20 protein-coding genes are annotated in these 19,712 nt (G+C 72.1%); 11 read left to right on the top strand and 9 right to left on the bottom strand.

Translation table 11 applies throughout. The annotated features are described in order from the left end of the window. Positions 1–22 precede the first annotated feature (22 nt). From ACSYGO_RS25750 to ACSYGO_RS25770, 5 genes are all read right to left on the bottom strand, one after another. Complete coding sequence (locus tag ACSYGO_RS25750) at positions 23–1,723, bottom strand: bifunctional 3'-5' exonuclease/DNA polymerase (protein WP_426681878.1); 1,701 nt, start codon at positions 1,721–1,723, stop codon at positions 23–25. Between the two features lie 119 nt (positions 1,724–1,842). Beyond that, positions 1,843–2,580, bottom strand: coding sequence for a Clp protease N-terminal domain-containing protein (locus ACSYGO_RS25755; protein WP_460387773.1), 738 nt, complete (start codon positions 2,578–2,580; stop codon positions 1,843–1,845). Positions 2,581–2,798: 218 nt separating this feature from the next. Then, a complete protein-coding gene (locus ACSYGO_RS25760; RefSeq protein WP_432190150.1) occupies positions 2,799–3,425 on the bottom strand; it encodes a LysE family translocator in 627 nt (208 codons plus the stop codon). A 44-nt stretch (positions 3,426–3,469) separates the two neighbouring features. Then, positions 3,470–5,659 carry an FtsX-like permease family protein gene (locus ACSYGO_RS25765; RefSeq protein WP_460387774.1) on the bottom strand — a complete coding sequence of 730 codons (2,190 nt, stop codon included), beginning with the start codon at positions 5,657–5,659 and terminating at the stop codon, positions 3,470–3,472. Then, positions 5,653–6,405 (bottom strand): ABC transporter ATP-binding protein, encoded by a 753-nt coding sequence (locus tag ACSYGO_RS25770; RefSeq protein ID WP_432190148.1) that lies wholly within the window; start codon positions 6,403–6,405, stop codon positions 5,653–5,655. Before ACSYGO_RS25770 ends, ACSYGO_RS25765 begins: the two co-directional genes overlap by 7 nt. A 747-nt stretch (positions 6,406–7,152) precedes the next feature. Between ACSYGO_RS25770 and ACSYGO_RS25775 the strand changes: the two genes are divergently transcribed. After that, positions 7,153–8,283 (top strand): DUF2786 domain-containing protein, encoded by a 1,131-nt coding sequence (locus tag ACSYGO_RS25775; protein ID WP_460387775.1) that lies wholly within the window; start codon positions 7,153–7,155, stop codon positions 8,281–8,283. A gap of 36 nt (positions 8,284–8,319) precedes the next feature. Here the strand turns inward: ACSYGO_RS25775 and ACSYGO_RS25780 are convergent, their stop codons facing one another. Further along, a complete protein-coding gene (locus tag ACSYGO_RS25780) occupies positions 8,320–8,856 on the bottom strand; it encodes a DUF4232 domain-containing protein (RefSeq protein WP_426679880.1) in 537 nt (178 codons plus the stop codon). Positions 8,857–9,199: 343 nt separating this feature from the next. Then, on the bottom strand, positions 9,200–9,718 hold the full coding sequence (locus tag ACSYGO_RS25785) for a hypothetical protein (protein ID WP_426679881.1): 519 nt from the start codon (positions 9,716–9,718) through the stop codon (positions 9,200–9,202). Positions 9,719–9,897: 179 nt separating this feature from the next. Here ACSYGO_RS25785 and ACSYGO_RS25790 point away from each other — a divergent pair, with 179 nt between their 5' ends. The 4 genes from ACSYGO_RS25790 (at position 9,898) to ACSYGO_RS25805 (ending at position 11,557) form a co-directional block, all read left to right on the top strand. Continuing rightward, a complete protein-coding gene (locus tag ACSYGO_RS25790) occupies positions 9,898–10,284 on the top strand; it encodes a VOC family protein (RefSeq protein ID WP_426679882.1) in 387 nt (128 codons plus the stop codon). 7 nt (positions 10,285–10,291) lie between these two features. Continuing rightward, a complete protein-coding gene (locus ACSYGO_RS25795) occupies positions 10,292–10,645 on the top strand; it encodes a metalloregulator ArsR/SmtB family transcription factor (protein ID WP_426679883.1) in 354 nt (117 codons plus the stop codon). Continuing rightward, a complete protein-coding gene (locus ACSYGO_RS25800) occupies positions 10,642–11,103 on the top strand; it encodes an SRPBCC family protein (protein ID WP_426679884.1) in 462 nt (153 codons plus the stop codon). The genes ACSYGO_RS25795 and ACSYGO_RS25800 overlap by 4 nt, the downstream gene beginning before the upstream one ends. A 193-nt stretch (positions 11,104–11,296) precedes the next feature. Then, positions 11,297–11,557 (top strand): DUF397 domain-containing protein, encoded by a 261-nt coding sequence (locus tag ACSYGO_RS25805; protein ID WP_095935699.1) that lies wholly within the window; start codon positions 11,297–11,299, stop codon positions 11,555–11,557. A 92-nt stretch (positions 11,558–11,649) separates the two neighbouring features. Here the strand turns inward: ACSYGO_RS25805 and ACSYGO_RS25810 are convergent, their stop codons facing one another. Beyond that, on the bottom strand, positions 11,650–12,168 hold the full coding sequence (locus ACSYGO_RS25810; RefSeq protein WP_432175051.1) for an ATP-binding protein: 519 nt from the start codon (positions 12,166–12,168) through the stop codon (positions 11,650–11,652). A gap of 337 nt (positions 12,169–12,505) precedes the next feature. Here ACSYGO_RS25810 and ACSYGO_RS25815 point away from each other — a divergent pair, with 337 nt between their 5' ends. The 6 genes from ACSYGO_RS25815 to ACSYGO_RS25840 all read left to right on the top strand — a co-directional run bounded on the left by ACSYGO_RS25815 (position 12,506) and on the right by ACSYGO_RS25840 (position 18,166). Next, complete coding sequence (locus ACSYGO_RS25815) at positions 12,506–13,330, top strand: helix-turn-helix domain-containing protein (RefSeq protein ID WP_426679945.1); 825 nt, start codon at positions 12,506–12,508, stop codon at positions 13,328–13,330. Between the two features lie 162 nt (positions 13,331–13,492). Continuing rightward, the gene (locus tag ACSYGO_RS25820; RefSeq protein ID WP_426679886.1) at positions 13,493–14,953 is read left to right on the top strand and encodes an aldehyde dehydrogenase family protein; all 1,461 of its coding nucleotides are present in this window, start codon (positions 13,493–13,495) and stop codon (positions 14,951–14,953) included. A gap of 182 nt (positions 14,954–15,135) precedes the next feature. After that, complete coding sequence (locus tag ACSYGO_RS25825) at positions 15,136–15,687, top strand: DinB family protein (RefSeq protein ID WP_460387779.1); 552 nt, start codon at positions 15,136–15,138, stop codon at positions 15,685–15,687. Positions 15,688–15,718: 31 nt separating this feature from the next. Next, entirely contained in the window at positions 15,719–16,360 is a 642-nt protein-coding gene (locus ACSYGO_RS25830) for a PadR family transcriptional regulator (protein ID WP_460387780.1), read from the top strand. Positions 16,361–16,442: 82 nt separating this feature from the next. Beyond that, positions 16,443–17,408, top strand: a complete 966-nt coding sequence (locus ACSYGO_RS25835; RefSeq protein ID WP_460387782.1) for an ATP-binding cassette domain-containing protein — start codon at positions 16,443–16,445, stop codon at positions 17,406–17,408. After that, positions 17,405–18,166 carry an ABC transporter permease gene (locus tag ACSYGO_RS25840; RefSeq protein ID WP_432175052.1) on the top strand — a complete coding sequence of 254 codons (762 nt, stop codon included), beginning with the start codon at positions 17,405–17,407 and terminating at the stop codon, positions 18,164–18,166. Before ACSYGO_RS25835 ends, ACSYGO_RS25840 begins: the two co-directional genes overlap by 4 nt. 128 nt (positions 18,167–18,294) lie before the next feature. Here the strand turns inward: ACSYGO_RS25840 and ACSYGO_RS25845 are convergent, their stop codons facing one another. Beyond that, positions 18,295–19,707: a glutamate decarboxylase gene (locus ACSYGO_RS25845; protein WP_426679891.1), complete on the bottom strand. Its 1,413-nt coding sequence runs from the start codon at positions 19,705–19,707 to the stop codon at positions 18,295–18,297. Positions 19,708–19,712 lie beyond the last annotated feature (5 nt).

Genomic DNA, 19,712 nt, shown 5'->3' on the forward strand with positions numbered 1-19,712 from the left:
CGGACCGCCCGCCCCCGTGCGGTCACTTGGCGTCCGCGTAGCACTTCACCACCGCGGTGGTGAACGGGAAGCGGACCGGTGTCTCCCCGAAGGTGAGGCGTCCCGCGAGGTCGGCCGCGTCACGGATCGCGGCGACGACGGTGTCGGCCTCCTCGGCGGGGCAGTGCACGATCACCTCGTCGTGCTGGAAGAACACCAGCTCGGCCGCCATGTCCGCGCAGGTGCGGCGGAGTCCGGCCAGCACGAGCAGGGCCCAGTCGGCGGCGCTGCCCTGAACGACGAAATTGCGGGCGAAGCGGCCCCGGGCGCGGGAGTCGGACGAGGCGTAGCCCGGGACCCAGCCCTGGTCGGCGGTCGCGGCCGGATCGCCGTCGGGTGCGTCCTGAGGGATGCCCGCCTCCTCCGCGCCGGAGTCGTCGGAACCCGCCGCCGGGGGACTGGTCCGGCCCAGCCAGGTCCGTACCAGCCGTCCTTCCTCGCCGGCGCGCGCCGCGTCGTCCACGTACGCGACGGCCCGGGGGAAGCGGCGGCGCAGCAGTGCGAGGTTCTTCAGGCCGTCGCCGGACGTCTGTCCGTACACCGCGCCGAGCACGGCGATCTTGGCCTGGTCCCGGTCGCCCGCGAAGGCGCGGTCCGACACGGACTGGTAGAGGTCGGAGGCGCGGCCGGCCACCTCCATGAGACCGGGGTCGCGGGAGATGGCCGCGAGGACGCGGGGCTCCATCTGGTCGGCGTCGGCGACGACGAGCCGCCAGCCGGGGTCGGCCACGACCGCGCGCCGGATGACCTTGGGGATCTGGAGGGCTCCGCCGCCGTTCGTCACCCATCTGCCGGTGACCGTGCCGCCCGGGAGGTACTCGGGCCGGAACCGCCCGTCCCGCACCCAGTCCTGGAGCCAGGACCAGCCGTGCGCGACCCAGATGCGGTACAGCTTCTTGTACTCGATCAGGGGCTTCACGGCGGGATGGTCGACGGACTCGATCTCCCAGCGCCGCGTCGATCTGACCTTGATCCCGGCCTGCGCGAAGGCCTTGACGACGTCGGCGGGCAGATCCGGTCTGACCCTGCGTCCGAAGGCGGCCGACACCTCGTCCGTCAGCTCGGCCAGGCGGCGGGGCTCGCCCCCGCCCGCGTACCGCTCGCCGAGCAGGTCGCGGAGCACCTCGCGGTGCACGTCCGCGCTCCAGGGGAGTCCTGTCGCGTTCATCTCCGCGGCCACCAGCATGCCCGCCGACTCGGCCGCCGTGAGCAGCCGCATCCGCTCCGGGTGCGTGGTGGTGTCATGGCGGCGCTGCTGATCCCCGTACACCTCCAGGAGGTCGGCGAGGGGGACGTGCACCGGGCGCGGTTCGAACAGCGAGGACTGCGATCCGGGCTCGGCCGAGCGCTGGGGCGGGTCCGGCGGTACGGGGCCGCCGCGCAGCCTCGCCAGCGCGGCGGCCGCCGACCGGGGCTCGCCGAGCCGCCCCTCGTGGCCGAGCAGCAGCGTCTCGGCCGCCTCCACGTCATAGCACCGCTCCACTCGCACCCCCGTGGCGAGCAGGCGCGGATAGACGTCGGCCGTGGACCGCCAGACCCACCGGGTCACCTCGGGCCGCGACCGCACGGCCTCGACGAGATCCGGCTCCCTGCGCACCGGGCCCGCGGGCAGCCCGTCCGGGCCGAGGGCGACGACTTCCGCGCCGCCGTCCTCGGCCGGTGCGAGAGCCCAGCGCCCGGTCATGCCCCGAGTCTTGCAGCCGGGTCTGACAGCGGCCCCGACCTGCCGTTTCGGGTCCAGGGGGTTTCGCTCGGATCAGGTCGGACTCGCGCTGATCCGAACGACGCCCCACGGGACAGCCCTTAGCCCTGGGCGGCGGGCCCCTGGTCCTGCACGATCTGCGCGAGCGCGCGGGACACCTCGGCCTCGACGGCCTGCTTGCCGATGCCCAGTCCGCTCAGCACGCCCTCGCCGTTCTCCAGCTCCAGCAGGGCCAGCAGGATGTGCTCGGTGCCGACGTAGTTGTGGCCCAGGCGCAGGGCCTCGCGGAAGGTGAGCTCCAGGGCCTTCTTGGCGGCGGGGCCGTAGGGGATCATCTCGGGCACCTCGTCCGCCGCCGGCGGCAGCGCCGCGGTCGCGGACGCACGGACGGCGTCCGGGGTGGTGCCGAGCGCGGTGAGCGCCTTGGCCGCGAGCCCCTCCGGTTCGGCCAGCAGGCCGAGGACCAGGTGCTCGGGCAGGCCTTCGGGGTTGTGCGCTTCCTTGGCCGCGTTGTGGGCGGCCATGACGACGCTGCGGGCGCGCGGGGTGTAGCGGCCGAAGCCCTGGCTGGGGTCGAGGTCGTTCTCCGCCTTGGGCACGAAGCGTTTCTGGGCGGCCTGCCGGGTCACGCCCATGCTCCTGCCGATGTCGGTCCAGGACGCGCCCGAGCGCCGGGCCTGGTCGACGAAGTGGCCGATCAGGTGGTCGGCCACGTCGCCCAGGTGGTCGGCGGCGATCACCGCGTCCTGGAGCTGGTCGAGCGCGTCGGTGTGCGTCTTCTTGATCGCTTCGATGAGGTCGTCGAGACGTACGGGTGTCGTGCCGCGTGAGTTCGTCATGTGTCAACCGTAGGTTGACACTCAGGGGGTGTCAACCCGAAGTTGACACCTGTTGGTGGGGTCGTCTGTGCCCCGCGGGGTGGGCGAGGGGTGTGTCTGCCTGTGCCCCGCGGGGTGGGCGAGGGGTGTGTCTGCCTGTGCCCCGCGGGGGTGGGCGAGGGGTGTGTCTGCCTGTGGTCCGGAGGCCGGGCGAGGGTGTGTCCGTCTGTGGCCGGGGCCTACTTGGGCGACGCGGCCAGCCGTAGTGCGAGGCCCGCGAACACCGTCCCGCTGAAGACGTCGAGGCCGCGCGCCACCCGTCGGCTGCGCCGCAGCAGTGCCGACAGCCGGCCCGAGAGCAGCCCGATCGAGCCGTCGACCGCGAAGCCCATGATCGTCATGCTGGCGCCCAGGATCATGAACTGTCCGGCCACGTGCCCCAGTTCGGGGTTCACGAACTGGGGCAGGAAGGCGACGTTGAAGAGGATCACCTTCGGGTTGAGGAGGTTGGTGAGGGCCCCCTGCCAGAAGGCGCGCCGCAGCCCCGGACCGACCGCGGCCGGTCCCTCGTCCGGCACCGCGCGGTCCCGGAACGCCTTCACCGCCAGGTACAGCAGATAGGCGGCGCCCAGCCAGCGCAGCACGTGATACAGCGTCGGCAGCGTCGTGAACAGCGCCGACAGACCCAGCATCGCCGCGACCGCGTGGACCAGCATCGCGAAGGCCACACCCAGCGCGGCGAGCACACCCGCGGCGGGCCCTCCTCTGCCGCCCATCGCCACGATGAACATCATGTCGGGGCCGGGGGTGACGCAGAGGGCGAAACCCGCGACGAGGAACGCTGCGTACAGAGATGTGTCGACCATGCGGCCCATGCTCGGCACGGCTCGGCGCGGGCGTCGAACCATTTTCACCCCGCGGGACGGGCGAGGTCCGGCCTGCGGGCACAGGCGAGTGCCGTCCCCGTGAGGGCCACCAGCAGACACACCCCCGCGCACCCGGCCAGGAGCCCCCACGGCACGTGCACCGCCGCCGGTGCCGACAGCCGGCCCAGTGCCGCCGCCAGGAGGCCCAGGTTCGTGGCGGCGACGGCGGCACCGAGCAGGGCGCCCACGCCCACCCCGGCCACCGTCTCGCCCGCGAGCGCCCGCAGGACCTGCGCCCGGGTGGCGCCGGCCAGCCGCAGCGAACGGAGTTCCGTGCCGCGCGCGGAGGTCGCCATGAGCGTCGTCGCGGCGAGCGCGATCGCGGCGTGGGCGAGCGCCAGGCCGAGGACCACCAGCAGGCCGAGCCGGGTCTGCGGGCCGGCGTGCGGCCGGGTGGCGGCGAGCCAGGCCGACGCCGAGCGCACCGTGCCGCCGCCGGCCGCGTCCCGCACCGCCGCCGCGGCGCGCGCCCCGTCCACGCCGGACGCCACCCGCACGTCGAGGCGGTCGACGGTGGCACCGGGGGCGTTCGCCGTCGTCACGTACGCCCCGTTGTCCCCGGTGCCGCGCGCCAGCACGGCCGCGATCCGCAGGCGTGCGGGCCGTCCGTCGCCGAGCCAGAGGCTCACCCAGGAGCCCACCTCGTGCCGTTCCCACTCCTCGTTCACCACGACGGAGCGGTCGTCGAGGTCGCGCAGGTCGCCCGCCACCACCGGCGGTCGCGTCACCGCGGCGAACGCGGCCACGTCGCTCACCGCCCGCGCCTCGGACCGTACGAGGGCGGTGCCCTCCTCCCGCACGTACACGGCCGTGGGCGCGGAACCGGACACGGTCGCCCCGGCGGTCTTCGCCGCCGCCTCCACCGCGGTCGGGCGGTGGCCCAGGTCCTCGCCGGTGACGACGAACTGGGCCCGGGTCCGTTCCCGCGCCTCCGTCGCCTTCGCCCCGGTCACCGTCGCCGCCGACCCGAGCAGGGAGCCCGCCAGCGCGACCGTCACCAGTACGGGTGCCGCCACGGCGGCCGTGCGCCGCACCGACGCGGACGCGTTCTCGCGGACGAGGAGGCCCGCCGCGCCGGGCAGCAGCCCCGGCGGGAGCAGTCGTACGACCGGACGGACCAGCACCGGCGCCAGCGCCGCCACGGCCGTGACGAGCAGCATCGGCTGCGTGACGTAGGTCTTGCGCTTCAGCAGGGCGGCGGGGTCCGTGTACAGCGTCCAGACCGACAGGCCGATGCCCGCCGCGAGGAGGACGCCTCCGGCGATCCGCCGCGACAACGGCATCACCGCCGTGTCCACCGAGGCCTCGCGCAGGGCCTCCGCCGGGCCGGTCCGCCCCGCCCGGCGCGCGGCCGCCCACGCGCCCGCGACGGCCACCAGGACCCCGGTGCAGAAGGCGGCTTCGTACGGCCAGGCCGCCCCGCCGCGCAGCGTGAACCACGGCGGTGCCATCCCGCCGTCCACCAGCGCCCGGACGAGTGCCGGTGCCCCTCGGCCCCCCACGGCGCAGCCCAGTGCCGAGGCCGCCAGCCCCACGACGACCGCCTCCGCCAGCACGGTCCGGCGCACGTGGCCGGACGTCGCCCCGGCCATCCGCAGCAGTCCGAACTCCCGCCGCCGCAGCGCCACGACGAACGCGAACGTGGACGCCGTCACGAAGACCGAGACGAAGGCCGCCACCCCCGCCGCTGTGCCCAGCAGGGAGTCGACCGCGACCAGCGCCTCGGCGTCGCGGGCGGTGGCGGGGTCGGCGCGGCGCCGGCCGTCACCGGTCAGGACGGTGGCGCGGTCGCCGACGAGTCGTCGCACGGCGGCGGCGGGTGCGTCCACGCCGACCGCGCCGACGCCGGCGGCGCTCCGCGGCGCGCCGTCCGTACGCACCCGGCCGAGCCGCCGCAGCTCGCGCACCAGTTCGTTGTCCACAGGGTGTGGATGCGCGAGCCTCGCCGACACGGAAGCGGTGGCCGGGCCCCGCCGCACCGGCACGGTCAGGGTGTCCTGGCCCAGCACCACGACCGGTGCGGACGCGAACCGGGCGGGCGGGCGCGCGGGCGGGTCCGACGCGGCGGCCAGACCCAGCATCGTCGCGGTCGTCACGGCGACCCCCAGTGCGACGGCGACGAAGGCTCCGAGCACCGAGGACCAGCGCGTACGCAGCGAGGCGAGGTTCAGCACGGCGCCTTCTCCAGCCCCGCCATCCGCGCGGCCACCTCCTCGGCCGAGGGCGACCTCAGCTCCCCGCTCACCCGCCCGTCGACGAGGAACACCACACGGTCCGCGTACGAGGCGGCCACCGGGTCGTGCGTGACCATGACCGTGGTCCGGCCCTCCCGGTCCACCAGTTCCCGTAGCAGCGCCAGCACCTCGCGGCTGGTGACGGTGTCCAGGGCGCCGGTCGGCTCGTCGCCGAACAGCACCGCGGGGCGGGTGACCAGCGCCCGCGCGAGGGCGACCCGCTGCTGCTGGCCGCCGGACAGCTCGGACGGCCGGTGCCCGGCGCGATCGGCGAGGCCGACGCGGGCGAGCGCCTCGCGCACCGCCGTGCGTGGGGGGCGTCGGCCCGCCAGCCGCAGCGGGAGGGCGACGTTCTGTGCTGCCGTCAGGGACGGCAGCAGGTTGAAGGACTGGAACACGAACCCGATCCGCTCCCGCCTGAGCAGGGTCAGCCGCCGCTCGCTCAGTCCGGCGAGCCCGACCCCGTCGACGGCCACCGTCCCCGACGTCGGACGGTCGAGTCCGGCGGCGCACTGCAACAGGGTCGACTTGCCGGAGCCGGAGGGCCCCATCACGGCGGTGAAGGTCCCGGCGGCGAAGTCGAGGTCGACACCGTCGAGGGCGGCGACGGTGCCGTAGTGGCGGCGCAGCGAACGGATGCGCACGACGGGTGCCGCCGTGGTGGTGTGCCTGGCTGTGGTGTCCATGCCTCCAGCGAACCGTCCGTGAGGCGCGCGGACACGACCACCAGGGGGTGTGGTGGGGGTAGTGCCAGGCATACCTCCGGGGCTGGCTGTCGGGCCGTTTCGCCGCCTGTGGTCCGGTGGGTGGGTCGCCTCCGGTCCGGTGGGTCGGTGCCGGTCCGGTGGGTGGGGTGAGCCTTCGGTTCGGTGGGTGGGTCGGGTCCGTGCCGGTGATCCGCCCGTTGCAGCCGTCGTGTGGTCCGGTGGTTCAGTGCGGTGGGGTCGTGTTGCCGTCCGCAACGGGCATGTGATGCACCGGCACGGCCCCTTCTGTGACAGGGCGACTGCGGGTGCGTCCGGGGTACGGCCCCTGCGGTGAGGGGGCGAGTGTGGGTGTGAGTGGGGCTGGGGTCCGCCCTCCGGTAGCTCCCGCCCACCCACTCACACCCGCCCCCGTCCCGCCCCCGTCCCGCCCCCGTCCCGGCCTCGTCCCGCCCCCGTCCCGGCCTCGTCCCGCCCCCGTCCCGCCCCCGTCCCGGCCTCGTCCCGGCCTCGTCCGGCCCCCGTCCGGCCTCGTCCCGCCCCCGTCCTGCCCCCGTCCGGTCTCGTCCCGCCCCGTCCCGCCTTGAGGGCAGAGAGCCACCTTCCAGCCCGTCCGGCGTTTGAGGACGAGGCCGTCCAGGCCGAACGGGGGTCCGGGGGCGGAGCCCCTGGGGGTTTGGGTCGGGTAGGGGCGGAGGGGGCGAGGACAGGGCGTGACACGATCGGGGCATGAGCAGCAGCGGACCCCGCCCCGGCACCGTGGAGCGCGCCTTCGAGGCCGCGCTCTACGCCGACACCGACGCGGTCCTCGACACCGGCGCCTCGCTGCTCGCGGCGGACCCGGCGGCCGACCCCGAACTCACCCGCCGCGGCGAGGAGTTCGTCGCCGCGGCCTGGCGGCGCGGCTGGCAGCCCGCCGACGTCGTACGCGTCGTACGCCGCGAGCTGGCTCCCGTGCACGTGCAGCTGACCGCGGCGCTGATCCTCGGCGAGAGCCATGAGCCCCGGGGCGCGCGCTGGACGGTACAGCTCGAAGAGCTCAAGGCCGAGCCCCGGCCTCCCCGCGCCGACCGCTTCTCGTACGCCACCGCCGTACTGGAGCTGTACCGGCTGCTGCTGCGTCTGCCCGCCATCGAGCCCCTGGAGGTGCCCCGGCAGAGCCCGGCCGCTGCCGGCACCGGGGACTCCCGGATGCTCACCCGCATCCGTGCCCTGCTCGCGAAGGCCGAGGCGACCGGGTTCCCGGAGGAGGCCGAGGCGCTGAGCGCCAAGGCGCAGGAGCTGATGGCGCGGCACAGCATCGACGAGGCGCTGCTCGCGGCCCGCACGCACGCAAAGGACGCGCCCGGCGCCTGCCGTATCGGCGTCGAGCCGCCGTACGAGACGGCCAAGGCGGTCCTGCTGGACGCGGTGGCCGGGGCGAACCGCTGCCGCGCCGTGTGGAACGAGGCCTTCTGCTTCTCGACGGTCGTCGGCTTCGAACCCGACCTGGAGGCGGTCGAGCTGCTGTACACCTCGCTGCTGGTGCAGGCGACGGCGGCGATGACGAAGGCCGAGGCCGCGCAGCGGGCCGGGGGCCGCAAGCGTACGAAGACCTTCCGGCAGTCCTTCCTCGCCGCCTACGCGCACCGGATCGGCGACCGCCTCGCATCCGCCGCCGAAGGCCAGGTGACGGCCGCGGAAGGGGACTTGCTGCCGGTGCTGGCGGCCCGCGACGTGGCGGTCGCGGACCACGCGGACCGGATGTTCCCCCGGACGGTGACCACCCGGCTGCGCGGGGTCGACGACGCCGCCGGCTGGCACGAGGGAGCCGCGGCGGCGGACCGGGCCCAGGTCCAGGACCGCCGGCGGCTGCCCTGAGCCGCGGGCCCCGTCAACGGGTGGTCGACGGCGTTCTCAGTCGCCCGCCGTCCTGAAGGTGCTCACCGTGGCGTCCAGCTTGTCCGCGGACTTCTCGGCGACGTCGCCGTACGTCCACTTCCACTCCTTGTCCCCGGTGTGGCCGGGGAGGCTGATCCGCAGGGTCCGCACGGCGGCGCCCGAACCGGCCTCGCCGCGCACGTAGGTGAGGGTGAAGCTCGCCGCCTCGTCCTGGTGGAGGGTCACCTTCTGCGTCTTCGCACCCTCCTCCGGGGCGAGGGTCCAGGAGGTCCCGCCGGCCCGCAGGTCGACGCCCGGGAAGCCGTCCAGCGTGCACGCGCCGGAGCCGGTGTTGGTGACGGTGACCGGGATGTTGCCGGTGTCGCCCGCGGCCGGGGCCGCGTTGGCCGGGCCGACGTCGACGCCCACCTGCTGGAGCGAGCACGCGGAGCTCTTGCCGCTCTCGTCGCTCTTGGCGTTCGTGTCGCCACCACCGTCGCCACCGCCGCAGGCGGTCAGGGCGAGTGCTGCGGTGATGCCGGTGAGGGCGGCGGCGAGGGGGATGGCGCGCATGAGGGTCCTCTGGGGTCGTGGCCCGGTGACGGGCCCGGGGCCCGGGGCGGTGGCAAGGGCCGGGCCCGGGGTGCGTGACGCTGTCCATGGATCATCACTCAGGCGTGCGTCCTCGCGTCGCGCGCCCCCGTCGCCCGATCCGACCTGGCGCCGGGAATGTCCGTGATCTGCCTCTTACGCTAGCGGAATGAGCCGGCTCCGGGCGCCGGAGGGCACCGCGCGCCCGGGCCTGACGGTAGAGCGGAAGCGGCTCGAACCGCTGGTCGCTGTGCGGGCGCGACGGGGCATGTGCCGGGGCGACTCGCCGGCCGGCCGGGGCCGGGTCCGGCCGGCGGTCACGGGTTCAGGACCCGAGGCTCGCGGTGGGCAGTCCCGTCGGCAGTTCCCCGCCCTGGCTCTTGGTGTACGTCTCCTTGCCGAGGCCGCCCTGCCAGGTGATCCGGAGCGACTTGCCGCTGACGGAGTCGACCATGCCGACGGCGCGGTCCTTGCTGCCGTCGGTGCACTTGAGCCGGATCATCTGCATGTCCGCCTCGTCGGCCGCGGTGCCGCTGCACACGGTGCCGCCGGTCGCGAACAGGCCGGCCTGCTTGCCGTTGATCATCAGCACGACGGCCTTGCCGTTCGTGGTCGTCAGCCAGCTGCCGTCGAGGTCGGTCTTGGAGCCCGAGGTGCCGCCGGTGCCGCCGCCGGCGGCGGCCGAATCGGTCGGGGACGCGCTCGGGCCGGTGGACTTGTCCCCGGAGTCGTCGCCGTCACTGCTGCAGCCGGTGAGCAGGAGCGCGGCCGCCACTCCGACGGCCGCGACCGCGGTACGGGCCGGGCGGTGCGGGAAGGTCGCCGTGATCACTGGAGCCCCCAAGGGTGGTGATGATGCCGGGTCGCCTGAAAGACCGCAGCAAGCTACCAGGCGGACGTGTGCGCTTCAGGGAGGCGTCCGCCGTGGGCTTGCTCACGGACTTGTTCCGCCGAGGACCACAGGGACGGGTAGGGAATTCCCTACGGTTGACGCGTAGGGAATTCCCTACCTATGGTGGCCGCATGAACATCACGCACGCCTCCTTCGTCACCCTCCCCGTCGCCGACCAGGACCGCGCCCTGCGCTTCTACACGGACGTACTCGGCTTCAAGGTCACCGCCGACCTGCAGATGCCCCCCGGCCGCTGGCTCCAGGTCGCGCCCGAGGGGGCGCAGACCGTCTTCACGCTCTCGGGCCCGGGCATGGGCGGTTTCGTCCCCGGTGAGGCCCGGGGGATCATGTTGGTCACGACCGACGTCGACGCCGACTGTGCGCGGCTCGCAGCCGCGGGCGTCGCGGTGGAGGGTCCCGACGACCTTCCTTGGGGCCGCATGGCCTCGTTCCGTGACCCGGACGGCAACGGTCTGATGCTTCTCACGGAGAAGGCCATGGAGAAGGAAGGCAGCTGATCGCGCCATGACGGTGACCGGGGCTCGCGAGGCGAGCGAGGACCGCGTGTTCGCCGCGCTCGCCAACGCCACCCGCCGTGAGGTGCTGCGCCTGCTGCGGGACGGCGGGCCCCAGCCCGTCCAGGCCCTGGCCGACCATTTCGACATGCGACGGCCGAGCCTCTCGGAGCACCTCAAGGTGCTCCGGGAGGCCGGACTGGTGTCCGAGGAGCGCGCGGGCCGGCAGCGCATCTACCGCCTGGAGGCGACCCCGCTCGCCGAGGTGCAGGACTGGCTCCATCCGTACGAGCGGTTCTGGCGCGACAGGCTCAAGGGCCTCGGCGCTCTGCTGGACCGCATGCCCGACGATGCGGAGTCATGAACCCCGTTCCCGATGACGACCTGACGACCATTCGCGTCGACCAGTTCTTCCCGCACCCGCCCGCCAAGGTCTGGCGCGCCCTCACCGACCCCGAACTGCTCGTGCAGTGGCAGATGCAGGGGTCGGAGTTCTTCCGGCTGGAGGTCGGTCACCAGTACGCGCTGACGTCGGTGCCGCGCCCCAGCACGAACTTCTCCGGCACGGTTGACGTGCGCGTTCTCGCCTTCGAGTCGGAGCGGATGCTGAGCGTCCGGTGGGCTGATCGGGATCCGGCCAATTCCGCGGAGTGGACCATTACTTGGACACTGGAACAGGAAGGCCGCGGTACGCGTCTGTTCCTAGTGCACGAGGGATTCGATCCGGACGATCCCGCACAGATGATGGCGCGGAAGATCATGGACGGGGGCTGGAGGTCGCATGTCCTGCGATCTCTGGGGCAGGCGCTGGACCGGGAGTGACCCGAGAATGCGCAGGCCGTAGTCAAGTGGGCGACAGCCGGTAGTCAAGCGCCGGTAAAAGCTGTAACCGCAGGAGTACCCCGCGTGCACGTGCATCTGCCCATGCATCTGCACATGAACAGAGCTATGATCCGGGTCAGTTGACGACTGCATCAATGGCCACCTCAGCCACTGCACGACCGGGGAGCGACCTGTGGACCACGACGTGTACGACGTGGATGACGTGTACAACGGCATGGCGGCGACGGAGCTGAACGGGGTGGCCTGGCAGAAGAGCCGGCACAGCAACTCGCAGGGCTCCTGCGTGGAGTTCGCGAGGCTGCCCGGAGGCGACGTGGCCGTGCGGAACTCGCGGTTCCCGGAGGGGCCCGCGCTCGTCTACACCCGCGCCGAGATCGAGGCGATGCTGCTGGGCATCAAGGACGGCGAGTTCGACCACCTGATCGCCGGCTGATGCCGGACGCCCGACAGGAGCACCGAGCGCGAGCTCCGTTCAACGGTGCGTAACGCGCGTAGAACCGCGGCGCCGAAGAGCGCCGCGGTTCGTCATTCCGCGGGGGGTGCGGCCGCGCCCGGCTGCGGCAGCCGGAACAGTGCCCACACGACCTTGCCGCTGAGGGTGCCCGCGAGCGGGTGCCAGCCCCAGCTGTCGGCGAAGGAGTCGACCAGGAAGAGGCCACGGCCCGACTCCGCCGAGAAGTCGTCCGAGTCGCCCGCGACCGGGCTGTCGTGACTGGGGTCGCGCACCGCGCACACCAGGCGGGCGGTCCACCGCATCAAGTGCAGCCGCACGGGCGGCCCCTGCTCGTCGTTGCGCGGTGTGTCCGCGGGCAGCGCATGCCGCAGCGCGTTGGTGACGAGCTCGGAGACCACCAGGCAGACGTCGTCGAAGCGGTCGCCTATGTCCCACTGGTCGAGCGTTCTGCGGGTGAACTGCCGTGCCTCGCGCACCGCTTCGAAGCGGGCGGGCAGGGCGCAGGAGGCGGCGCTGGACACGGCCGCGGGGTCGAGTGGCGGAAGTCCCTGCCGTAAGGGTTCGAGCATGGTCGATCCATTCGTCCCCATGCGAGGCACTCCCGGGTGTTCGCGGTCGTTGCGATGCAGCGGTGGCGCGGGGACCATGGTTCCGAATGCGTACAGCAGATGCAAGGGCAGATGCACGTGCACGCGCCCGAATTAGACCTCCATTAACCAGTTGTTGCTCATTTCTTCTGCCACCTTCTTCCCTCTTGTTGGCGCTCTGCTGATCCCTTTCTGCGCGGCTCCTTTGGCTACTTTCCGTTTCCGTAACCGAACGAGTACTGCTTGAAGTGTTTTAGTGGCAGACTTCGGCCCTTGGAGACGGTTGGGGAGGCGGACGAACGTGAGCGCTGGTGAGTCGAGCGGCTCGGTGGTGCGGCGCATGCTGCTGGGGTCACATCTTCGGCGCCTGCGTGAGGCGCGTGGAATCACCAGGGAAGCGGCCGGTTATTCGATCCGTGCCTCCGAATCGAAGATCAGCCGCATGGAGTTGGGACGGGTGAGCTTCAAGACGCGTGACGTCGAGGACCTGCTGACGCTCTACGGCATCACGGACGAGATGGAGCGCACCTCCCTCGTGTCGCTCGCCAAGGAGGCCAATGTCGCCGGCTGGTGGCACAGCTACTCCGACGTCCTGCCCAGCTGGTTCCCGACCTACGTCGGCCTCGAAGGCGCGGCGCACCTCATCCGCTCGTACGAAGTGCAGTTCGTGCACGGCCTGTTGCAGACCGAGGCGTACGCGCACGCGGTCGTCGCGCGGGGCATGAAGGGCGCCTCCGCCGCCGACATCGACCGGCGCGTGGCCCTGCGTCTGGAACGCCAGAAGTATCTCGTCTCCGAGAACGCCCCCGAGTTCCACATCGTCCTCGACGAGGCCGCACTGCGCCGCCCCTACGGCGACCGCGAGGTGATGCGCGGACAGCTCCAGCATCTGATCGACGTCTCGGAGCGCCCCAACGTGCGGCTCCAGGTCATGCCGTTCAGCTTCGGCGGCCACTCCGGCGAGAGCGGCTCCTTCACCGTCCTCAGCTTCCCGGAGTCGGACCTGTCCGACGTCGTGTACCTGGAACAGCTCACCAGCGCGCTCTACCTGGACAAACGCGAGGACGTCGGCCAGTACGAGGGCGCGCTCAAGCAGCTGCAGACGGACAGCCCGGGCCCGGCGGAGAGCCGCGACCTGCTGCGGGGGCTGCTCCAGCTGTCCTGACGCACCGGCCGACGCGGCCGGTGCGCCCGCGCGCCCTCGTCCGGCGGGTCCGCACGGACTCTGTCCAGGTCTTCTCCAACTCCCTTGAAACACAAGTACGATGACGTGCGATCAGGCGTTGATCGGATGTCTGCCTCGGCAGCGCAGGGATTGAGGGAGCTCATGTCGTCCTACTTCACCGACCTGGCCCAGCAGTACATCGACGGCGCCTGGCGGCCGGGCACCGGCTCCTGGGACATCATCGACTTCAACCCGTACGACGGCGAGAAGCTGGCGTCGATCACCATAGCCACCACGGACGAGGTCGATCAGGCGTACCGCGCGGCCGAGCGCGCCCAGAAGGAATGGGGCACGACCAACGCCTACGCCCGCCGCGCGGTCTTCGAGAAGGCCCTGCGCATCATCGAGGAGCGTGAGGCGGAGATCACCGAGGTGATCATCGCGGAGCTCGGCGGCACCCACCTCAAGGCCGGCTTCGAGATCCACCTCGCCAAGGAGTTCCTGCGCGAGTCGATCCAGCTGTCGCTGCGCCCCGAGGGCAAGATCATCCCCTCGCCGATCGACGGCAAGGAGAATCGTCTCTACCGCGTCCCGGTCGGCGTCGTCGGCGTCATCAGCCCCTTCAACTTCCCCTTCCTGCTCTCGCTGAAGTCGGTCGCCCCGGCGCTGGCGCTGGGCAACGGCGTGGTGCTGAAGCCCCACCAGAACACCCCGATCGTCGGCGGTTCCCTGGTCGCCAAGATCTTCGAGGACGCCGGCCTGCCCGGCGGCCTGCTGAACGTGGTCATCACCGACATCGCCGAGATCGGCGACGCCTTCATCGAGCACCCGGTCCCGAAGGTCATCTCCTTCACCGGTTCCGACAAGGTCGGCCGGCACGTCGCCACCGTGTGCGCCTCGCACTTCAAGCGCTCCGTCCTCGAACTCGGCGGCAACAGCGCCCTGGTGGTGCTCGACGACGCCGACATCGACTACGCGGTCGACGCGGCGGTCTTCAGCCGGTACGTCCACCAGGGCCAGGTCTGCATGGCCGCCAACCGTGTCCTCGTGGACCGCTCCATCGAGGCCGAGTTCACCGAGAAGTTCGTCGCCAAGGTCAGGTCGCTGAAGACGGGCGACCCGAGCGACCCGCAGACGATCATCGGCCCGGTGATCAACTCCTCGCAGGCGGACGCGATATCGGGCGCCGTCGAGCAGGCGATAGCGGAGGGTGCCACCGCCCTCGTGCACGGCACGACGACCGACAACCTGGTCGAGCCGTCCGTCCTCACCGACGTCCCCGCCGGCTCCTCCCTGCTGCGGCAGGAGATCTTCGGCCCGGTCGTCTTCCTCGTGCCCTTCGACGGCGAGGACGACGCGATCCGCGTCGTCAACGACACCCCGTACGGGCTGAGCGGCGCCGTCCACACCGGTGACGTCGAGCGCGGCGTGAACTTCGCCAAGCAGATCGAGACCGGCATGTTCCACGTCAACGACGGCACCGTGCACGACGAGCCGCTGGTCCCCTTCGGCGGCGAGAAGCACTCCGGCATCGGCCGGCTGAACGGCGAGACGACCGTCGACGCGTTCACCACGCAGAAGTGGATCTCGGTGCAGCACGGACGGAGCTTCTTCCCCTTCTGAGCCCCTCCGGCAGCCCGCGGGGCCTTCCGGGATCCTCCGGTGGCCCGCGGGATCTTCCGGACTCCCGCTCGCGACGTCGAGGGATTTCCACGCACGCCGCGCCCTTGCGGACCGTAACTGTCCGCAAGGGTCCGTAGCGTCATCGGTGTCAGGCAAGAGGACCCGATGGAAGGCGGCCGGTCATGGTGACTCACGTGGGAGCGGAGACGCGCGGGGACGAGCGGGGGGCCCTGCTGTCCTTCCTGGAGGAGCAGCGCGGCGGTATCCGGCGGGCGCTGCTGGGGCTGTCCGAGGAGCAGGCGGCCTCCCGCCCCAGCGCCAGCGAGCTCTCCCTGTCCGGTCTGCTGAAGCACGTCGCCGAGGTCGAGCAGAGCTGGATCGCCCGTGCCCGGGGCGAGGAGCCGGCCGTCCGGCGCGACGCGTCCAACTGGCACGAGTGTTTCGCGCTCGGCGACGGCGAGACCGTGGCGTCCCAGCTCGCGTACTGGGAGAAGGTCGCCGCGCAGACGGAGGAGTGCCTCCGTTCGGTGCCCAGTCTCGACGACACCTTCGCACTCCCGGACGAGCCCTGGTTCCCGCCGGAGGGCCGGGTCTCGATGCGCTGGCTGGCACTCCACCTGATCCGGGAGACGGCCCGGCACGCCGGCCACGCCGACATCATCCGCGAGTCCCTGGACGGCAGGACCGCCTTCGAGCTGGTGGCCCTTGAACGGGGTGGGCAGGGCACATCCTGAGGCCGGTGACAAGGGTCCTACGCTGGACCGCATGTCAGCGATCCGTCTCCTCGTGCTCGGCGCGGTCCGCCAGCACGGGCGGGCCCACGGCTACCAGGTGCGCAACGACCTCGAGTACTGGGGCGCGCACGAGTGGTCCAACGCCAAGCCCGGCTCGATCTACCACGCGCTCAAGCAGATGGCGAAGCAGGGACTGCTGCACGCGCACGAGATCGCCCCGTCCACCGCCGGCGGGCCGCCGCGCACGGAGTACGAGATCACCGACGCGGGCACCGAGGAGTTCCTCCGGCTGCTGCGGGACTCCTTGGTGTCCTACGACCAGAAGATGGACATCCAGTCGGCGGCCATCGGGTTCCTCGTCGACCTGCCCCGCGACGAGGCGGTGGCCCTGCTGAAGGAGCGGATCCGGCGGATCGAGGTGTGGCGGGCGGCCGTCACCGAGCACTACATCCCCGAGGACGGTCCCGAGCAGCTCGGCCACATCGGCGAGATCATGAACCTGTGGGTCCACACGGCCGACTCGGACGAGGCGTGGACCCGGGGTCTCATCGAGCGCATCGAGCGCGGTGCCTACACCTTCTCCCGCGAGGGCGAGCCGTTCGTCGGCGTCCTCGCCGAGGGGGAGGAGAACCCGTACGCGACGGATGAGCGGCACCCGGACGACGGCCGCTAATCAAGTTTGACCAATGCGGAGGCGCGCGTTACCTTCGAGCAAGTAGTCAAGTTTGACTAATCGAAGAGATGGGGGAGTGCCCGTGGCCGACACGGCGATCGGCGTCGAAGGAGCACACAAGAAGTACGGCGAGAGGACCGCCCTGGACGGGCTCGACCTGCGCGTCGCCCGCGGCACGGTGCACGGCGTGCTCGGTCCCAACGGTGCGGGCAAGACGACCCTGGTCCGCATCCTGTCCACCCTGCTGCGGCCCGACGGCGGCCGGATCGAGGTCGCCGGGCACGACGTGGTGACCGACGCCCGCGAGGTCCGCCGCCGCATCGGCCTGCTCGGCCAGCACGCGGCCCTGGACGAAGAGCTGAGCGGCCGCCAGAACCTGGAGATGTTCGGCCGCCTTCACCATCTGGGCGCCAAGCGTGCCCGCGTGCGCGCCGATGAGCTCCTGGAGCGCTTCGGCCTCACCGACACCGGCCGCACCTCCGTCCGGGCCTACAGCGGAGGCATGCGGCGCCGCCTCGACCTCGCCGCCTCCCTGATCACCGAACCGGAGGTGCTGTTCCTCGACGAGCCGACCACCGGCCTCGACCCGCGCGGCCGCGCCGAGGTGTGGGCGTCCGTCCGCTCCCTGGTCGGCGGCGGCACGACGGTCCTGCTCACCACGCAGTACCTGGAGGAGGCGGACCAGCTCGCCGACCGCATCTCGGTCGTCGATCAGGGCCGGGTCGTCGCCGACGGCACGGCCGACGAGCTGAAGACGCTGACCGGCGGCGACCGCATCGACGTCGTGCTGCGAGACGCCGGCCAACTGGGCGCCGCCGTCGCCCTGTTGCCGCTGCCGGCCGCGGACATCACCGTGGACGCAGACCGCCGTCTCCTGAGCGCCCCGGTCGCCGACCGCATGGCGGCGCTGGCCGGGGTCGTACGGGCCCTGGAGGCCTCCGGCATCGAGGCCGCGGACGTCGCCCTGCGCCGTCCGACGCTGGACGAGGTGTTCCTGCACCTCACGGCACGCGACGACCGCACCGACCGGACGAAGGAGACCGTGTGAGCACGTACGTGCTGAGCGACTGCTGGACCATGACCCGCCGTGAACTCGCCCACTGGGCACGGCAACCCGTCCAGGTCCTCGTCCTCCTGGTCTTTCCCGTCATGCTGCTGCTGATGTTCGGCTACCTGATCGGCGGCGGCCGGGGCGTCGAGGGCAGCTACGTCGACTTCCTGGTGCCCGGCATGCTCGCGCTGACCATGGCCTTCGGCCTGGAGGGCACGATGCTGGCCGTCACCCAGGACCTCAACAAGGGCGTCATCGACCGTTTCCGCGCGATGCCGATGGCCAACGGCGCGGTCCTGGTGGGCCGTTGCACCGCCGACATGCTCCAGTCGGCGGTCGGTCTGGCCGTGCTGATCGGCGTCGGTCACGCCATCGGCTGGCGCGCCCACGGCACGCCCGGCGCCTTCCTCGGTGCCGTCGGCCTGCTGCTGCTCTTCCGCTTCGCCATGCTGTGGATCGGCATCCACCTCGCGATGGTGGCCGGGAAGCCGGAGATGGTGCAGGCGGTGCAGATCCTGGTCTGGCCCGTCGGCTTCCTCTCCAACGCCTTCGCCACGCCCGGCTCGATGCCGTCCTGGCTGGGCACGGCCGTCGAGTGGAACCCGATGTCCCAGACGGCGACGGCGGTCCGTGATCTGTTCGGCGGTCCCGGCGGGGAACCGGGGCACGTCGCGGCCGCGGTCCTGTGGCCACTGGCGCTGGTGGCGGTGTTCTTCCCGCTCGCGGTACGGAGGTTCGCCCGGCTGAGCCGCTAGGCGTATTGGCCCGCAGCGTTGTTCACGCGGCTGATCGTTGGGTGGCCGCCGAGTGCGGTGTGGCAGCGGTGCCGTACGGCCCCGCGCGGTCGGCCGCCGTCGTCGCGGCGGCCGGTCGCGCGGAGCCGTCAGTGGTGGAAGCTCGTCGCCGCGTCCTTGTCGTGGGTCAGCGGGTACGGCTGGCGGCGCAGGTCGGGCAGCAGACGCTTCAGGTCCTCGACGAAGAGGTCGGCGAGGTCGGTCGAGAAGCCGTTGCGGCAGACCACGCGCAGCACGGACAGGTCCTCGCGGTTCTCCGGGAAGGTGTACGCGGGCAGCAGCCAGCCGTGTTCGCGCATGCGCCGGGACACGTCGAAGACGTCGTACGCGGTCACCGAGGGTGCCGTCGTGAAGGCGAAGACCGGCAGCTGGTCGCCCCGGGTGAGGAGGGTGAAGTCGCCCAGTGCCTCGACGCGCCGGGCGAGGCCCATGGCCACGTCCCGGGTCGTCTGCTGCACGGCCCGGTATCCCTCCCGGCCCAGGCGCAGGAACGTGTAGTACTGGGCCACGACCTGGGCCCCGGGGCGGGAGAAGTTGAGTGCGAAGGTCGGCATGTCGCCGCCCAGGTAGTTGACCCGGAAGACGAGCTCCTCGGGGAGCTCGGCCGCCGACCGCCACAGCGCCCAGCCGACACCCGGGTAGACCAGGCCGTACTTGTGCCCCGAGGTGTTGATCGAGGAGACCCGCGGCAGCCGGAAGTCCCAGACCAGGTCCTCGTCCACGAAGGGCGCGATCATCGCCCCGGACGCGCCGTCCACATGGACGGGGACGTCCACGCCCGTGCGCTCCTGGAGCTCGTCGAGCGCGGCGCACAGCTCGGCGATCGGCTCGTACGACCCGTCGAAGGTCGATCCGAGGATGCCCACGACGCCGATGGTGTTCTCGTCGCACAGCTCGGCCGCCGCCTTCGGGTCGAGATGGAACCGGTCGCCCTCCATGGGCACCTGACGCGCCTCGACCTCCCAGAAGTTGCAGAACTTCTCCCAGCAGACCTGGACGTTGACGCCCATCACCAGGTTCGGGCGCACGTCCTTCGCGGGGTAGCGGTCCGCGTTGCGCATCGCCCAGCGCCTCTTCAGCGCCATCCCGGCGAGCATGCACGCCTCGCTGGACCCGGTGGTCGAACAGCCCACCGCGGCGGAGGGGTCCGGGGCGTTCCACAGGTCGGCGAGCATCGCCACGCAGCGCCGCTCCAGTTCGGCGGTGCGCGGGTACTCGTCCTTGTCGATCATGTTCTTGTCCCGGCACTCGCCCATCAGGATGCCGGCCTGCGGTTCCATCCAGGTGGTCACGAAGGTGGCGAGGTTCAGCCGCGAGTTCCCGTCCAGCATGAGTTCGTCGTGCACCAGCTGATACGCCGTCGTCGGCGGCAGCGGGCTGTCCGGGAGCCGGTGGGTGGGCGGCGCCTCGGTCATCCCGCTGACGGGATTCGTCTCTCCGTAGAACGGGTTGACGGACCTCGGGTGCCCGGCGGTCTTCCGGCTGCCTTTGTGGAGCGGCATGAGAT

It is taken from the genome of Streptomyces krungchingensis (assembly GCF_054729265.1).

Excerpts from the sequence above, each read along its gene's own strand:
- ACSYGO_RS25820 (WP_426679886.1), top strand. The coding sequence starts at position 13,493 with ATGTCGTCCTACTTCACCGACCTGGCCCAGCAGTACATCGACGGCGCC.
- ACSYGO_RS25825 (WP_460387779.1), top strand. The coding sequence starts at position 15,136 with ATGGTGACTCACGTGGGAGCGGAGACGCGCGGGGACGAGCGGGGGGCC.
- ACSYGO_RS25760 (WP_432190150.1), bottom strand. The coding sequence starts at position 3,425 with ATGGTCGACACATCTCTGTACGCAGCGTTCCTCGTCGCGGGTTTCGCC.
- ACSYGO_RS25845 (WP_426679891.1), bottom strand. The coding sequence starts at position 19,707 with ATGCCGCTCCACAAAGGCAGCCGGAAGACCGCCGGGCACCCGAGGTCC.
- ACSYGO_RS25790 (WP_426679882.1), top strand. The coding sequence starts at position 9,898 with ATGAACATCACGCACGCCTCCTTCGTCACCCTCCCCGTCGCCGACCAG.
- ACSYGO_RS25795 (WP_426679883.1), top strand. The coding sequence starts at position 10,292 with ATGACGGTGACCGGGGCTCGCGAGGCGAGCGAGGACCGCGTGTTCGCC.
- ACSYGO_RS25770 (WP_432190148.1), bottom strand. The coding sequence starts at position 6,405 with ATGGACACCACAGCCAGGCACACCACCACGGCGGCACCCGTCGTGCGC.
- ACSYGO_RS25815 (WP_426679945.1), top strand. The coding sequence starts at position 12,506 with ATGCTGCTGGGGTCACATCTTCGGCGCCTGCGTGAGGCGCGTGGAATC.
- ACSYGO_RS25780 (WP_426679880.1), bottom strand. The coding sequence starts at position 8,856 with ATGCGCGCCATCCCCCTCGCCGCCGCCCTCACCGGCATCACCGCAGCA.
- ACSYGO_RS25755 (WP_460387773.1), bottom strand. The coding sequence starts at position 2,580 with ATGACGAACTCACGCGGCACGACACCCGTACGTCTCGACGACCTCATC.
- ACSYGO_RS25830 (WP_460387780.1), top strand. The coding sequence starts at position 15,719 with ATGTCAGCGATCCGTCTCCTCGTGCTCGGCGCGGTCCGCCAGCACGGG.
- ACSYGO_RS25775 (WP_460387775.1), top strand. The coding sequence starts at position 7,153 with ATGAGCAGCAGCGGACCCCGCCCCGGCACCGTGGAGCGCGCCTTCGAG.
- ACSYGO_RS25750 (WP_426681878.1), bottom strand. The coding sequence starts at position 1,723 with ATGACCGGGCGCTGGGCTCTCGCACCGGCCGAGGACGGCGGCGCGGAA.
- ACSYGO_RS25810 (WP_432175051.1), bottom strand. The coding sequence starts at position 12,168 with ATGGGGACGAATGGATCGACCATGCTCGAACCCTTACGGCAGGGACTT.
- ACSYGO_RS25800 (WP_426679884.1), top strand. The coding sequence starts at position 10,642 with ATGAACCCCGTTCCCGATGACGACCTGACGACCATTCGCGTCGACCAG.